Source organism: Enterobacter sp. 61D5, assembly GCF_034107965.1.
Classification (GTDB): Bacteria; Pseudomonadota; Gammaproteobacteria; order Enterobacterales; family Enterobacteriaceae; genus Enterobacter; species Enterobacter cloacae_M.
The window spans coordinates 129190-143698 of record NZ_JAWNFK010000020.1 but is presented as its reverse complement, the minus strand read 5'-3'; the positions used below and the strand labels follow the sequence as shown (position 1 = coordinate 143698).

Annotated in this window: 14 protein-coding genes; 3 read left to right on the top strand and 11 right to left on the bottom strand. The window is 52.9% G+C overall.

Annotated elements, in window-relative coordinates; all coding sequences use genetic code 11:
* Window positions 1–45 precede the first annotated feature (45 nt).
* Window positions 46–1746, top strand: a complete 1701-nt coding sequence (locus tag UTM25_RS18520; RefSeq protein WP_194399707.1) for an SgrR family transcriptional regulator — start codon at window positions 46–48, stop codon at window positions 1744–1746.
* 66 nt (window positions 1747–1812) lie between these two features.
* Window positions 1813–2508, top strand: a complete 696-nt coding sequence (gene queC, locus UTM25_RS18515; protein ID WP_126796946.1) for a 7-cyano-7-deazaguanine synthase QueC — start codon at window positions 1813–1815, stop codon at window positions 2506–2508.
* 2 nt (window positions 2509–2510) lie between these two features.
* On the opposite strand, the gene UTM25_RS18510 is transcribed toward queC, so the two are convergent.
* The 11 genes from UTM25_RS18510 to bolA form a co-directional block, all read right to left on the bottom strand.
* A complete protein-coding gene (locus UTM25_RS18510; protein ID WP_194399706.1) occupies window positions 2511–2840 on the bottom strand; it encodes an addiction module antidote protein in 330 nt (109 codons plus the stop codon).
* Window positions 2812–3177 carry a type II toxin-antitoxin system RelE/ParE family toxin gene (locus tag UTM25_RS18505; RefSeq protein ID WP_194399705.1) on the bottom strand — a complete coding sequence of 122 codons (366 nt, stop codon included), beginning with the start codon at window positions 3175–3177 and terminating at the stop codon, window positions 2812–2814. Before UTM25_RS18505 ends, UTM25_RS18510 begins: the two co-directional genes overlap by 29 nt.
* Before the next feature lie 48 nt (window positions 3178–3225).
* On the bottom strand, window positions 3226–3624 hold the full coding sequence (locus UTM25_RS18500; RefSeq protein WP_024906822.1) for a YbgC/FadM family acyl-CoA thioesterase: 399 nt from the start codon (window positions 3622–3624) through the stop codon (window positions 3226–3228).
* A 99-nt stretch (window positions 3625–3723) separates the two neighbouring features.
* On the bottom strand, window positions 3724–4104 hold the full coding sequence (locus UTM25_RS18495) for a helix-hairpin-helix domain-containing protein (protein WP_194399704.1): 381 nt from the start codon (window positions 4102–4104) through the stop codon (window positions 3724–3726).
* Between the two features lie 148 nt (window positions 4105–4252).
* Window positions 4253–6124: a peptidylprolyl isomerase gene (gene ppiD / locus UTM25_RS18490; protein ID WP_194399703.1), complete on the bottom strand. Its 1872-nt coding sequence runs from the start codon at window positions 6122–6124 to the stop codon at window positions 4253–4255.
* A gap of 212 nt (window positions 6125–6336) precedes the next feature.
* Window positions 6337–6609 carry a nucleoid-associated protein HU-beta gene (hupB, locus tag UTM25_RS18485; protein ID WP_002444653.1) on the bottom strand — a complete coding sequence of 91 codons (273 nt, stop codon included), beginning with the start codon at window positions 6607–6609 and terminating at the stop codon, window positions 6337–6339.
* Window positions 6610–6819: 210 nt separating this feature from the next.
* Window positions 6820–9174 (bottom strand): endopeptidase La, encoded by a 2355-nt coding sequence (gene lon / locus UTM25_RS18480; protein WP_320715160.1) that lies wholly within the window; start codon window positions 9172–9174, stop codon window positions 6820–6822.
* Window positions 9175–9356: 182 nt separating this feature from the next.
* A complete protein-coding gene (gene clpX / locus UTM25_RS18475) occupies window positions 9357–10631 on the bottom strand; it encodes an ATP-dependent protease ATP-binding subunit ClpX (protein ID WP_023310570.1) in 1275 nt (424 codons plus the stop codon).
* Between the two features lie 126 nt (window positions 10632–10757).
* Window positions 10758–11381 (bottom strand): ATP-dependent Clp endopeptidase proteolytic subunit ClpP, encoded by a 624-nt coding sequence (gene clpP, locus UTM25_RS18470; protein WP_010428105.1) that lies wholly within the window; start codon window positions 11379–11381, stop codon window positions 10758–10760.
* A 260-nt stretch (window positions 11382–11641) separates the two neighbouring features.
* A complete protein-coding gene (tig, locus tag UTM25_RS18465) occupies window positions 11642–12940 on the bottom strand; it encodes a trigger factor (protein ID WP_194399702.1) in 1299 nt (432 codons plus the stop codon).
* A 330-nt stretch (window positions 12941–13270) separates the two neighbouring features.
* The gene (bolA, locus tag UTM25_RS18460; protein WP_021241655.1) at window positions 13271–13588 is read right to left on the bottom strand and encodes a transcriptional regulator BolA; all 318 of its coding nucleotides are present in this window, start codon (window positions 13586–13588) and stop codon (window positions 13271–13273) included.
* Window positions 13589–13893: 305 nt separating this feature from the next.
* Here bolA and UTM25_RS18455 point away from each other — a divergent pair, with 305 nt between their 5' ends.
* Window positions 13894–14472 (top strand): lipoprotein, encoded by a 579-nt coding sequence (locus UTM25_RS18455; protein ID WP_023310568.1) that lies wholly within the window; start codon window positions 13894–13896, stop codon window positions 14470–14472.
* Window positions 14473–14509 lie beyond the last annotated feature (37 nt).

Genomic DNA, 14509 nt, shown 5'->3' with positions numbered 1-14509 from the left:
CGGAAGTAATAGTGAATAGATGAAAATTATTGTTCCGGGTTTTTTATGCGCCAGCTCAATCGACTCAACCAGTATCACCGCCTCTGGCAGCCTTCTCAGGGTGCAACGCAACAGGTCACCATCAGCGAGCTGGCCGCCCGCTGTTTTTGTAGCGAGCGGCATGTCCGCACCTTACTGCGCCAGGCTCAGGAGGCGGGCTGGCTCAGCTGGCGAGCGCAGTCTGGCCGCGGTAAGCGCGGTGAGCTAACGTTCCATGTCGCCCCGGAGTCACTGCGCAATGCGATGATGGAAGAGGCGCTGAAAAGCGGGCAGCAGCATAACGCGCTGGAACTGGCCCAGCTTGCCCCTGAAGCGCTGCGGTCATTACTGCATCCTTTTTTGGGCGGGCAGTGGCAAAACGACACGCCGACGCTGCGCATCCCCTACTATCGCTCGCTGGAGCCACTTCAGCCGGGGTTTTTACCGGGCCGGGCAGAGCAGCATCTGGCGGGAGAGGTGTTCTCAGGCCTGACGCGTTTTAACGGTAACAGCAGCGAACCTACGGGCGATCTGGCGCATCACTGGGATGTCTCTGCTGACAGCCTGCGCTGGCATTTCTACATTCGCTCCACCCTGCACTGGCATAACGGCGATAAAATAGAAACGGCGCAACTCCAGCGAAGTCTGACAGCGCTGTTGACGCTTCCTGCTCTGCGCACTCTGTTTCAGAGCGTCTTATCTATTGAAACAACGCATCCTCAGTGTCTGACGTTTACGCTGCATCAACCGGACTACTGGCTGCCGCACAGGCTGGCAACCTACTGTAGCCGTCTGGCGCATCCCGACCATCCTGCGGTTGGCAGTGGCCCCTTTCGGCTGGCCGCCTTTGAGCCCGACCTGGTTCGTCTGGAAAGCCATGAGCAGTATCACCTGAGCCATCCGCTGCTCAAAGCCATCGAATACTGGATCACTCCGCAGCTTTTTGATTACAGCCTGGGCACCAGCTGTCGCCACCCGGTGCAAATCGCGATCGGCGAGGCCGACGAGCTGGAAAGTTTGCGGCTGGTAAGCAGCAGCACCAGCCTGGGGTTCTGCTACCTCACGCTAAAACAGAGCGCACGCCTGAGTGAGATTCAGGCAAAACGGCTTATCAATATCATTCATCTCTCCAGGCTTCTTCACACACTTCCGCTAAACGAAGGGCTCATCACGCCCACCCAGGAACTGCTTCCCGACTGGACAATCCCCGAATGGCCTGATTTATCGGACGTAACCCTCCCTGAGGCGTTGACGCTGGTTTACCATCTCCCTGTTGAGCTTCACACCATGGCCAGCCAGTTGAAGGCATACCTGGCGCTACTGGGGTGTGAACTGACCGTGATCTTTCACGACGCCAAGACGTGGGACGGATGCCTGGAGCTTGCCGATGCAGACATTATGATGGGGGACAGGCTGATTGGCGAAGCGCCGGAATATACGCTTGAACAGTGGCTGCGCTGCGATGCCCTCTGGCCGCACGTTCTTAGCGCTCCGGCTTACGCTCATCTGCAAGCCACGCTGGATGCGGTACAGACTCAGGCCCAGGCTCGGGATAGACACGCGGGACTGCAAGCCATCTTTAACCGGCTAATGGAGAGTGCGGTGCTGACGCCACTCTTTAATTATCAATACCAAATCAGTGCTCCGCCTGGCGTGAATGGTATACGCCTCAACACCCGCGGCTGGTTTGACTTTACCGAAGCCTGGCTGCCCGCGCCCAAATCGTGAAGAAGCTGGTCGCCGTCGTGGTCAGACGGTAACATAACGTTTTTACCGTAACAGTCGAGATGATTTATGAAACGTGCCGTCGTCGTGTTCAGCGGAGGACAAGACTCTACTACCTGCCTGGTCCAGGCCCTTCATCAGTACGATGAAGTTCACTGTGTCACTTTCGATTATGGTCAGCGTCATCGCGCTGAAATCGACGTTGCTCGTGAACTAGCCCTGAAACTGGGGGCACGCGCGCACAAGGTGCTGGACGTTACGCTGTTAAATGAACTGGCCGTGAGCAGCCTCACTCGCGACAGTATTCCTGTGCCAGACTATGAACCCGATGCCAGCGGCATTCCGAATACCTTCGTGCCGGGCCGTAATATCCTCTTCCTGACCCTGACGGCGATCTACGCCTATCAGGTAAAAGCCGAAGCGGTGATCACGGGCGTGTGCGAGACCGACTTCTCCGGCTACCCGGACTGTCGCGATGAGTTCGTGAAGGCGTTAAACCACGCCGTTAATCTGGGGATGGCGAAAGAGACGCGCTTTGAAACTCCGCTCATGTGGCTGGATAAAGCCGAAACCTGGGCGCTGGCGGACTACTGGGGCAAGCTGGACCTTGTTCGCAGCGAAACGCTCACCTGCTATAACGGTATCAAAGGCGACGGTTGCGGCCAGTGTGCGGCCTGTAATCTGCGCGCTAACGGGCTGAACCACTATCTTACCGATAAATCCGGCGTGATGGCCGCGATGCAGAAAAAAACCGGACTTAAATAGGGCTACTTGACCGTGCTGTCGAACAGTTTCACACCGGCAGCACGTGTGACTTTCATCAGCGTTGTCAGCGTTGGGTTGCCGTTGTCTGATAGGGTTCGGTATAGCTGTTGACGGGACAGACCTGCTTTGGCAGCGATTTCACCTATGCCGCCGCGGGATTCGATGACACGTCTTAATGCGATTAAATATGCAGGGATCCCCTGCTCTTCGTATATCTCATCCAACGCAACCTGCAGATATAGCTGAGCACAGGAAGGGTCTTCACGAAGCATTTTTACGACGGCGTCATCATGGCTGATGGAACTAGAAAATTTTCGTTGGATCATGCTCATCCGGTTTATCCTTTTGATGATCTTTCCAGTAATCTATTGCCAGTTTCACATCAGTTTTTTGACTCTTTTTGTCACCGCCGATCAGCAACAACAGGATCTTCCGATGTTGTACCGAAAAATAGATTCGATAGCCGGGACCACAATCAATTTTCAATTCCCAGCCCCCCTCTCTGAGATATCGGTAATCGCCGAAATTCCCTTTCTCAGCACGGTCAATTCGTAGAAGGATCCGAAACGCTAACTCCGGATCCTTTCGCTTCATCTTCGTTACCCACTCCTCAAACGGTACTTTCCCGTCACGGGTCCGGTAGCGTTCAACGACATAGTCCCTGTCCACTATTCTATCCCTGAAAAACCCTTTTGTCTTTTATAAAAGACAAACTTTCTAAGCGATCATCAACTCCAGCTTCTCCCGCAACTCCCCTTCCAGCGGTAGCGCTTTCTGCGTTTTCAGATCGATACAGACGAACGTGATCAACGCATCTGCGACCACCTGCCCTTCTGGATCGAGCGTCACCACCTGGCTTAAGACCCCGCTTTTGCCATTGATCTGCTGCACCTGGCTGGTGACCGTGAGCACATCACCCAGCACGGCCGGACGGCGGTAGTTGATGTTGATATTGACGACCACGAACGCGATGTTGTGCGCGGTCAGCCACTGAAAGCTTTCGCTATTTTCCAGCCCGTCCCAGCGCGCTTCTTCAAGAAACTCAAGATAGCGAGCATTGTTCACATGCTGATAAACGTCGAGATGAAAACCGCGTACTTTGATTTTTGTCTGCATAGCGCAATAGCCTTTACTGTTATTGTAGGAAGAGAGGTCATAACTGGTATGACCTCTTTATCCTGGCAAAATTTTGCCGCAGTGCAAGAAATTGCGTAATTACAACGTCAGGTGTGAGAGGTTGCGCTCAACCAGCGCGCTGCCCATGCCCGGCACCTGCTTGAGATCGTCGACCGTTTTGAAAGGGCCATACTCTTCGCGGTAACTAACGATGGCCTGCGCTTTTTTCAGGCCCACGCCATTCATCGCACGGGCGAGATCTTCTGCTGAGGCCGTATTGATACTGACCCGCGTGCCGTCATCATCCGCATTTTTACCGGCGTCTGTCGCTTTGGTTTGCCCTTGCACCGGCGCTGCCGCGTCGGACCTGTTCTGGGTAGTTTGTGTTTTGGCCGCGGGGGCCGACGCCATCGCACCCGCACTCATCCCGGTGGTGGCAATAGCCAGCGTAATTAACAGTGCTTTGATTCCACATTTCATGCTGTTATCTCCTTGTTTGTTGACAGCCACTTCACGATAGCCGCCAGTTAAAACCGGCACAAACAGCAGATTGCAGAAATGGAAAAGGCCGCGAAAGCGGCCTTTATTTTTTGCAGAGCGTTACGAAAATCTGCGAGCAGACACGTAATTACTGCTGCTGAGTCATCACATCACCCAGCTTGATTTTGGCTTCTTTACGCAGGTTGCTCATCATGGCTTCGAAGGCAATCTGAGCATTGTTCTGGGTAATCCCCTGAACCATCGCTTTCTTCTGCGCTTCTGGCAGGGTACCGGCTTTCACTTCATCCAGCGCCAGCAGAACGACGTTACCCTGTGCATCGGTGGTGGTGCCGAAGCTTGGCTTGTCCTTGGCAGGCAGAGTCAGACCAAACGCGGCCTGGCTGATTGGGTCCTGGCCGGTACGGCTCAGCGTTTTCGCTTCACCAAAGCTCAGGCCAGCCGCTTTCAGCGAGTCTTCTTTACCCGCTTTCAGATCGGACAGAATCTTCTCAGCATCCAGTTTCGCCTGCTGTTCCGCTTTGTTGTGCTTAACCTGAGCGATAACCTGATCCTTCACTTCCGCCAGCGGTTTGACCGCTTCTGGCTTGTGTTCGCTGACGCGCAGTACAAACGCACGATCTCCGTCGACGGTAATGATGTCAGAGTTACTGCCCGGCGTGCCGTTCTCACCCACCAGACCACCGTTGAAGATAGCATCAGAAACCGGTTTGAAGTTCAGCTCTTCCGGCAGGTTGTCGCGACCAAACCAGCCCGTCTCAACCGCCTTCACGCCTGCAGCCTGCTCTGCACCTGCCAGAGATTCGTTATCGTTGCTGGCAGCATCGCTTACCTTCTGCTGCAGCGCGTAATAGGCATCCAGCGCTTTCTCCTGTTTCACTTTCGCCGCGATATCATCGTGAACGTCAGCCAGCGGCTTGGTTTTCGCCGCGGTGATGTCGTCCAGACGCACGACCAGGAAACCAACGGAAGACTTAATAACACCAGAAAGCTGGCCTTTCTCTTTCAGACCGGCATTTTTCAGCTCGTCAGGCGTGGTCGCATCTTCCAGCCAGCCCATATCACCGCCGTTTTTCGCAGAGATAATGTCGGTGGATTTCGCTTTAGCAACAGTCGCGAAATCAGCGCCTTTGTTCAGCTCATCCAGCGCCGCTTTAGCATCGGCCTCGGTTTTCGTCTGAATCACGCTGTAGCGGTTACGCTGCGGCTGAGTGAACTGATCCTGATGCTGATCGTAGTAAGACTGGATTTCAGCATCAGACGCGGTTTCCTGCAGCGCGGCGGCATCCAGCTTGATGTAGCTCACGCGGAACTGCTCTGGAGAAACAAAGGAATTCTTGTTCTGCTCGTAGTAAGCGTTAACGTCAGCATCGCTTACCTGCTGTTTCGCCGCCAGGGCGTTCACATCAATGGTCGCTTCGCGTACAACACGCTGCTGCGCCACCAGCGCGGCCAGTTCGTCCGTTTCACCTTTGAGCATGAAATCGGTGCCCACGACGGCATTGATGAGCTGCTGGGTGGTCAGCTGGTTACGCAGCGCCTGAGCGTACTGGTCGGCCGTCATCCCCATCTGATTGACGATGCTGTTGTAACGCGCGTTGTCGAATTTACCGTTAGACTGGAAGGCTTGCGTGGAGAAGATGGCTTTTTTCACCTGCTCATCGCTGATGCCAAGGCCCAGTTTTTTGGCATACTGATCAAGCAGCGCTTCGTCGATAAGACGGTTCAGTGTCTGTTGGCGCAGGGTCTTCATGTACCCTTCGTTCGCCGCCAGTTCAGAGAATTGGTCGCCCAGCTGTTGCTGCATACGGTTACGTTCACCGGCAAAAGCATTCTCGAACTGACCACGGCTGATTTCCTGGCCATTCACTTTTGCGGCGTAGTTTGCGCCACCGCCAATAAGGTAACTGCTCACGCCGGTCAATATGAACGACACGATAATGATACCGAAAATAATCTTGAGCACGAGACTGTTAGCAGCCGTGCGTAAGCTGTCCATCATGGTGTAACAACACTCCGCTGTAGGTGACTGGTTACCTGACGCTGACGGAAAATCCTGCCCGTCGCGCGTGAAGGCGTATTGTGACAAGAAAACGGGGCGATTGTCAGCCCACAACTCGCATAAACTCGCACAAATCAGGTCTGGACAAACAAAAAAGGCACATCAAATGATGCGCCCTTGTACTTTCCGGCTTCCCTGAAACGGGAAAGCAATCAGTTTACTGCGTCTTTCAGCGCTTTACCTGCACGGAAACCCGGCACTTTAGCAGCAGCAATGGTGATCTCTTTACCGGTCTGAGGGTTGCGGCCAGTACGGGCAGCACGCTCTTTAACAGCAAAAGTACCGAAACCTACCAGTGCAACGTCGTCCCCAGCCTGCAGAGATTCAGTAACAGAAGCAATTAAGGCATCTAACGCACGTCCAGCTGCAGCTTTAGAAATATCAGCACCAGCAGCAATTTTGTCAATCAGTTGAGATTTATTCACTGTTCTCTTCCTCTCTTTATAATTTATATCGCGCCTGAATCCTTCACAACGCGACCGCGCAGCAGTTATATCAGGCCTGCCATGACCTTACAACACCCGTTGTTGATGGCTGACCTAATCAGCAATCTAAATTAGCTATACAAAAAAAGGCTGGCAAGTGCGAAATGACTTACCAGCCTTGTTTTTATTGACGCTCTTTGCGCGAGGTCACTATTTTGCGGTTACAACCTGCATTCCGGAGGGTTCATTCTGCAATGCGAGACTAAGAACTTCCTCAATTCGCTTCACAGGATGGATCTGCAGATCGGCAATCACGTTGTCCGGAATCTCTTCCAGATCGCGTTTATTTTCGTAAGGGATCAATACGGTTTTGATCCCACCGCGGTGTGCCGCCAGCAGCTTTTCTTTTAAACCACCAATCGGCAGAACCTGACCACGCAGCGTGATTTCACCGGTCATTGCCACATCGGCACGCACCGGGTTACCTGTCAGGCAGGAAACCAGAGCGGTACACATGGCAATACCCGCGCTTGGGCCATCTTTCGGCGTCGCCCCTTCAGGAACGTGCACGTGGATGTCGCGTTTTTCGTAGAAATCAGGGTTGATACCCAGTTTCTCCGCGCGCGCGCGCACCACGGTCAGCGCCGCCTGGATGGATTCCTGCATCACTTCACCCAGCGAGCCGGTGTAGGTCAGCTTGCCTTTGCCCGGCACGCAGGCGGTTTCGATGGTCAGCAGATCGCCGCCCACTTCCGTCCATGCCAGGCCGGTCACCTGGCCAACGCGGTTTTCGTTGTCCGCGCGACCATAGTCAAAGCGCTGAACGCCCAGGTACGCATGCAGATTGTCGCCGTTAATCACAATGTGTTTCAGGCTCTTATCCAGCAGCAGCTGTTTCACCGCTTTACGACACAGTTTAGAGATTTCACGCTCAAGGCTACGCACGCCCGCTTCACGGGTGTAGTAGCGAATGATGCCGATAATCGCGCTGTCCTCGACGGTCAGCTCGTTAGCTTTCAGCGCGTTTCGCTCAATCTGTTTCGGCAGCAGGTGCTGCTTAGCGATGTTCAGCTTCTCATCTTCGGTATAACCGGAGAGACGGATCACTTCCATACGGTCCAGCAGCGGGGCCGGAATGTTCATGGAGTTGGAGGTCGCCACGAACATCACATCGCTCAGGTCGTAGTCCACTTCCAGGTAGTGATCGCTGAATGCCACGTTTTGTTCTGGATCAAGCACTTCCAGCAGCGCAGACGCAGGGTCACCACGCATGTCCGACGACATCTTGTCGATCTCATCGAGCAGGAACAGCGGGTTTTTAACCCCCACTTTCGCCATCTTCTGGATCAGTTTACCCGGCATAGAACCGATGTAGGTACGGCGGTGACCGCGAATTTCCGCTTCATCACGTACGCCACCCAGCGCCATACGGATATACTTACGTCCGGTCGCTTTGGCGATGGACTGACCCAGAGAGGTTTTACCCACACCCGGCGGTCCAACGAGGCACAGAATTGGGCCTTTGATTTTGTTTACACGGCTTTGTACCGAAAGGTACTCAAGAATGCGGTCTTTCACGCGTTCCAGGCCGTAGTGGTCGGTATCCAGGATTTCCTGCGCCTGACGCAGGTCTTTTTTGACCTTGCTGCGGGCGTTCCACGGAACCTGCACCATCCACTCAATGTAGCCGCGTACAACGGTCGCTTCAGCCGACATTGGAGACATCATTTTCAGCTTCTGCAGTTCTGCTTCAGCCTTCTCTTTCGCCTCTTTCGGCATCTTCGCCGCGTCGATCTTACGCTTCAGCGCTTCGTTTTCGTCCGGCGCGTCGTCCATCTCGCCCAGTTCTTTCTGAATGGCCTTCATTTGCTCATTCAGATAGTACTCGCGCTGAGATTTCTCCATCTGCTTTTTCACGCGGTTGCGAATGCGCTTCTCAACCTGCAGCAGATCGATTTCAGACTCCATCATCGCCATCAGGTATTCCAGACGTTCGTTGACGTCGGACATTTCCAGCACGGACTGTTTGTCAGCCAGCTTCAGCGGCATGTGTGCAGCGATGGTGTCAGCCAGACGCGCAGGATCGTCGATGCTGTTCAGCGACGTCAGCACTTCTGGTGGAATTTTCTTGTTCAGCTTGATATAGCCTTCAAACTGGCTAATCGCGGTGCGAACCAGCACTTCCTGTTCACGTTCATCAAGCTCAGGCGAATCAAGGTACTCTGCCTTTGCAGAGAAGTGCTCGCCGTCATCTGACAGAGTGGTAATACGCGCACGCTGCAGGCCTTCTACCAGCACCTTCACGGTGCCGTCAGGCAGCTTCAGCATCTGCAAAATAGAGGCCACGGTCCCGACGGTGAAAAGATCGTTTACACCCGGCTCATCCGTTGATGCTTCTTTCTGCGCCACCAGCATGATTTTTTTATCATGATCCATGGCGGCTTCGAGGCAACGGATAGATTTTTCCCGCCCTACAAATAAGGGTATGACCATGTGCGGATAAACCACCACATCGCGCAACGGCAATACGGGGATTTCAATGCGTTCAGAACGCTCAGGATTCATAGAGCTCTCTCTTAGTTAGTGTCCGCCAGGTAAGCTGGTCATGTCACTGTGCTTCACATAACCATTAACATGTATCCAGTATATGGGGATGTTTCCCACACATTCAACGCTATGAATACGGAAAAAGTAAAGGGGAGATAAAATCCCCCCTTTTTGATTAACTGCTTGTATGATTTGGTTAATTATTCGCCAGATGCCTGCTGTGCTTCCGGTTTGCCGTAAATCAGCAGCGGCTTGGTTTGGCCGCTAATCACGGACTCGTCAATCACCACTTTCTCAACGTCTTCCATCGACGGCAGATCGTACATGGTGTCGAGCAGTGCCGCTTCAACAATTGAACGCAGACCACGCGCACCGGTTTTACGGACCATCGCTTTCTTGGCAATAGCATCCAGCGCTTCGTCGCGGAATTCCAGATCAACGCCTTCCAGATTGAACAGCGCCTGATACTGCTTGGTCAGCGCATTTTTCGGCTCTTTCAGGATCTGGATCAGCGCGTCTTCGCTCAGCTCATTCAGCGTTGCCACAACCGGCAGACGGCCGATGAATTCAGGGATCAGACCGAATTTGATCAGATCTTCCGGTTCAACCTGAGACAGCAGTTCGCCTTCGTTTGGTTTTTCGGACGTCGATTTCACCGTTGCGCCAAAACCAATGCCGGAGCCGGTTTCAACACGGTGGGAGATGACTTTGTCCAGACCAGCAAACGCGCCACCACAGATGAACAGGATCTTGGAGGTATCAACCTGCAGGAACTCCTGCTGCGGATGTTTACGACCACCCTGCGGCGGAACGGCGGCAACCGTACCTTCGATTAGCTTCAGCAGTGCCTGCTGTACGCCTTCACCCGATACGTCACGGGTAATGGACGGGTTGTCAGATTTACGGGAGATCTTGTCGATCTCATCGATGTAAACAATCCCGCGCTGGGCTTTCTGTACGTCGTAATCGCACTTCTGCAGCAGTTTCTGGATGATGTTTTCGACGTCCTCACCCACATAACCGGCCTCGGTCAGGGTGGTGGCATCCGCCATCGTGAACGGAACATCAAGCAGGCGCGCCAAGGTCTCAGCCAGCAGCGTTTTACCGGAACCGGTTGGGCCGATCAGCAGAATGTTACTTTTACCCAGTTCTACGCCATTGCTGGTGTCGCCGTTACGCAGACGTTTGTAGTGGTTATAGACCGCTACTGCCAGCACTTTCTTGGCCTGCTCCTGTCCGATGACGTAGTCGTCAAGGTGATGACGAATTTCATGCGGCGTTGGCAGCGCGCTGCGCTCACGGTGCGGTGCGACTTCTTTAATCTCTTCGCGAATGATGTCGTTACATAAATCGACACATTCGTCGCAGATATACACGGACGGCCCGGCAATCAGTTTACGCACTTCATGCTGGCTTTTGCCGCAAAAAGAGCAGTACAGCAGTTTGCCCGAACCATCTTTGCGTTTATCTGTCATGAGTCCAAACCTCTTTTTAAGTTCTTTGTGCCGCACATGACGACGCAAATGCCATTCTAAGACGCAAGCTGCAATCAGCAGCGTGCCGCCCTACCTTAGTATAGCGGCACACTCGCGTCGCGGGCATCAATTACGATGGGTCAACACGGAGTCGACTAAGCCGTACTCAACTGCCTCTGGAGCAGAGAGGAAGCGATCGCGCTCGGTATCGCGCTCGATCTGCTCGAGTGGTTGACCCGTATGCTGCGCCATAAGTTCATTCATGCGCGCTTTTACTTTCAGAATTTCACGGGCGTGGATTTCGATATCCGTCGCCTGCCCCTGGTAACCGCCCAGCGGCTGGTGAATCATCACGCGGGAATTTGGCAAGCAGAAACGCTTGCCTTTCGCCCCTGCTGTTAACAGGAACGCGCCCATAGATGCAGCCTGACCCATACAGATAGTGCTTACATCAGGCTTGATGAATTGCATGGTGTCATAAATGGACATACCTGCTGTAATCACGCCACCCGGGGAGTTAATGTACAGGTAAATGTCTTTTTCCGGGTTTTCCGCTTCCAGAAACAGCATCTGCGCCACGATCAGGTTAGCCATGTGGTCTTCCACCTGGCCGGTCAGAAAGATAACGCGTTCCTTGAGCAGACGGGAATAGATATCAAAAGAACGCTCACCACGTGAGGTCTGTTCAATAACCATTGGCACCAGAGCCATATGGGGTGCAAAGTTATCTCGTTCGCCACTGTATGACATTTCCGTCTCCTGGATCAAAATTGAAAACACCTGCTGTACTGATTGTAACCTTACGGACGGATTATCAGCCAGTCTCATTCATCATGATTACGTACTTATGGGGTTCACAGTGCCCTATTTCAAGCATAACAACCTTTTGTTGTTACGCTAACACCGAAAGGGCGTTTTAGCACTCTTCCTGGGCTATCGCTGCGATAAAAAAAACCCGCTGCCGCAAGGCAACGGGTTTTCTGTTCAAACTTTAAACCGTTAGGGCGAAATTACGCCTGCTGGTTCATCAGTTCGTTGAAAGAGGTCGCTTTTTCGGTCACTTTCGCTTTCGCCAGTACCGCTTCAACAGCCTGCTCTTCCAGGGCAACGTTGCGCATGTTGTCCATCAGCTCTTTGTTCTTACCGTAGAACTCGATCACTTCTGATGGATCTTCGTATGCAGAAGCCATCTCTTCGATCAGGCCCTTCACACGCTCTTCGTCAGCTTTCAGCTCATGGGTACGAATCACTTCGCCCAGCAGCAGGCCAACAACAACGCGGCGTTTCGCTTGCTCTTCGAACAGCTCGCGTGGCAGTTCCATCGCTTGCTGCTGGTTGCCACCGAAACGCTGTGCAGCCTGACGGCGCAGAACGTCGATTTCGCTGTCGATCAGGGCAGCAGGAACGTCGATTTCGTTGGCTTTCACCAGACCTTCGATCGCCTGAGATTTAACACGGTTACGCACCGCGCCGTTCAGTTCGCGTTCCATGTTCTTACGCACTTCGGTACGCAGACCCGCTACGTAACCATCTTCCACGCCGAAACGTTTGATGAATTCTTCAGTCAGTTCTGGCAGTTCGCGCTCTTCAACTTTCTTCAGGTTGATAGCGAACTTCGCTGCTTTCCCTTTCAGATTTTCAGCGTGGTATTCTTCCGGGAAGGTCACGTCGATGGTGAACTCTTCGCCAGCCTTGTGGCCTTTGATACCGTCTTCGAAGCCTGGGATCATACGACCCTGGCCCATTGCCAGTACGAAGTCAGACGCTTTGCCGCCTTCGAACTCTTCGCCGTCTACAGAACCGGTGAAGTCGATGGTGACACGGTCTTCAGCGTCAACAGCGCCTTCTTTCTCTTTCCAGTTCGCCTGCTGCTTGCGCAGGGTATCCAGCATGCCGTCAACGTCTTCGTCAGTCACGGAAACAACTGGTTTTTCAACTTCGATAGATTCCAGACCTTTCAGCTCAACTTCCGGGTACACTTCGAACTCTACGGAGTAGGTGAAGTCTTCGCCCAGTTTGTATTCGCCTGGAACGTAGTTCGGCGCACCGGCCGGATTGATTTTTTCTTTGATGATCGCATCAATAAAGTTACGGCTCATCAGTTCACCCAGCACATCCTGACGCACGGAAGCGCCATAACGCTGAGCAACAACATTCATTGGTACTTTGCCCTTGCGGAAGCCGTCAATACGTACTTTTTTTGCTACGTTGACCAGCTCGCTTTTCACAGCAGTTTCGATGCTGTCAGCAGCGATAGTAATCGTTACACGGCGGCCAAGGCCTTGAGTGGTTTCAACTGAAACTTGCATCTTGTTACCTCAAAAAAATCACAGTGCTCGGTCAACTCTGAATCTGTCTGTTATACCGGGATGCTCTCTTAGTGCAGATTCACATTCCCTGTCGCCAGAATCATCCCGAAGACATTCAATAAGACGCGGCATTATAGCGGCATCACTTAGGTGAGTCGAGAACGGTTGGGGCATGTTGCTGCGGCTTTTTTCACACTTTAAGGCTATTTTTAGCCTTAAAATCGCACCATCCGCTCAAAACTCAAACAAAACAAAACGGCCCGGAGGCCGTTTTGAGGAAATCTGTAAGCAACATACTGGAAAAGCTCCAGCCGTTGCAAATCCGATTTATCAGGCGATAGTGCCTGCACCGCGACAGGGCGGCGATGCGAAAACCGTATCCTGCAGGCCTTCCCATTCCTTAATGGTGTAGGTATGGAGTGCCAGCGCATGCACGGTCGTGGAGAGTTCTTCCGTCAAGGTGCTGTAGATCAAGCGGTGTCGATTCAGGAAACGTTCTCCCGTGAAGCGATCGCTAACCAGAACCACTTTAAAGTGGCTTTCAGAACCTGCCGGCACGTTATGACGATAGCTTTCGTCGACGACTTCGAGGAACACAGGGTTGAACGCTGCCCTTAATTTATCTTCTATATGCTCACGTATCATCATGAAATTACTCCTCCGACAACGCCAGGATGTCACCCATCCCTTTAAATGTTAGCCGCTTTTACCGTTTCCATTACACCTTGACAACAAATATTTAGCTTTCGTCTGATTTTCTCATTCAAACGAATGAAGTTCACTGTGAGACTCATACGTTTTGTCATACACGGATTGGGAAAAAGGGTGATCTGGTCAGTTTTCGGACAAGGCGATGAATTTACATGCGTTGACCACTTCCCCTCGCCGTTGGCGATGTTATGATGGCGGCAATTTTTCTCTTTATATGCTTACGATTCGTTGAGAACCCGAAAATGTTAAAAAAACTCTTCTTTCCGTTGGTAGCCCTTTTCATGCTGGCAGGCTGCGCTACCCCGCCTACCACTATTGATGTCTCACCAAAAATCACCCTGCCTCAGCAGGACCCAAGCCTGATGGGCGTCACCGTGAGCATTAACGGTGCCGATCAGCGTCAGGATCAGGCGCTGGCAAAAGTGACCCGAGATAACCAGCAGGTTACCCTCACCGCCTCCCGCGACCTGCGCTTCCTGCTCCAGGAAGTGCTGGAGAAACAGATGACCGCTCGCGGCTACATGATTGGCCCAAGCGGCGCGGTCGATCTGCAGATCATCGTTAACAACCTGTACGCTGACGTGTCTCAGGGTAACGTGCGCTACAACATCGCGACCAAAGCGGATATCGCCATCATTGCCACCGCGAAGAATGGCAACAAGATGACCAAAAACTACCGCGCCAGCTACTCTGTTGAAGGTGCCTTCCAGGCTTCTAACCAGAACATTGCTAACGCCGTGAACAGCGTGCTGACCGACACCATCGCCGATATGGCGCAGGACACAAGTATTCACGACTTCATCAAGCAGAACGCGCGTTAATCCCGCTCTCTGACCCGGTGTATCACCGGGTCAGTTT

Coding starts and splice junctions, on each gene's coding strand:
- UTM25_RS18520 (WP_194399707.1), top strand. CDS start 46: ATGCGCCAGCTCAATCGACTCAACCAGTATCACCGCCTCTGGCAGCCT.
- queC (WP_126796946.1), top strand. CDS start 1,813: ATGAAACGTGCCGTCGTCGTGTTCAGCGGAGGACAAGACTCTACTACC.
- UTM25_RS18510 (WP_194399706.1), bottom strand. CDS start 2,840: ATGAGCATGATCCAACGAAAATTTTCTAGTTCCATCAGCCATGATGAC.
- UTM25_RS18500 (WP_024906822.1), bottom strand. CDS start 3,624: ATGCAGACAAAAATCAAAGTACGCGGTTTTCATCTCGACGTTTATCAG.
- UTM25_RS18495 (WP_194399704.1), bottom strand. CDS start 4,104: ATGAAATGTGGAATCAAAGCACTGTTAATTACGCTGGCTATTGCCACC.
- ppiD (WP_194399703.1), bottom strand. CDS start 6,124: ATGATGGACAGCTTACGCACGGCTGCTAACAGTCTCGTGCTCAAGATT.
- lon (WP_320715160.1), bottom strand. CDS start 9,174: ATGAATCCTGAGCGTTCTGAACGCATTGAAATCCCCGTATTGCCGTTG.
- clpX (WP_023310570.1), bottom strand. CDS start 10,631: ATGACAGATAAACGCAAAGATGGTTCGGGCAAACTGCTGTACTGCTCT.
- clpP (WP_010428105.1), bottom strand. CDS start 11,381: ATGTCATACAGTGGCGAACGAGATAACTTTGCACCCCATATGGCTCTG.
- tig (WP_194399702.1), bottom strand. CDS start 12,940: ATGCAAGTTTCAGTTGAAACCACTCAAGGCCTTGGCCGCCGTGTAACG.
- bolA (WP_021241655.1), bottom strand. CDS start 13,588: ATGATGATACGTGAGCATATAGAAGATAAATTAAGGGCAGCGTTCAAC.
- UTM25_RS18455 (WP_023310568.1), top strand. CDS start 13,894: ATGTTAAAAAAACTCTTCTTTCCGTTGGTAGCCCTTTTCATGCTGGCA.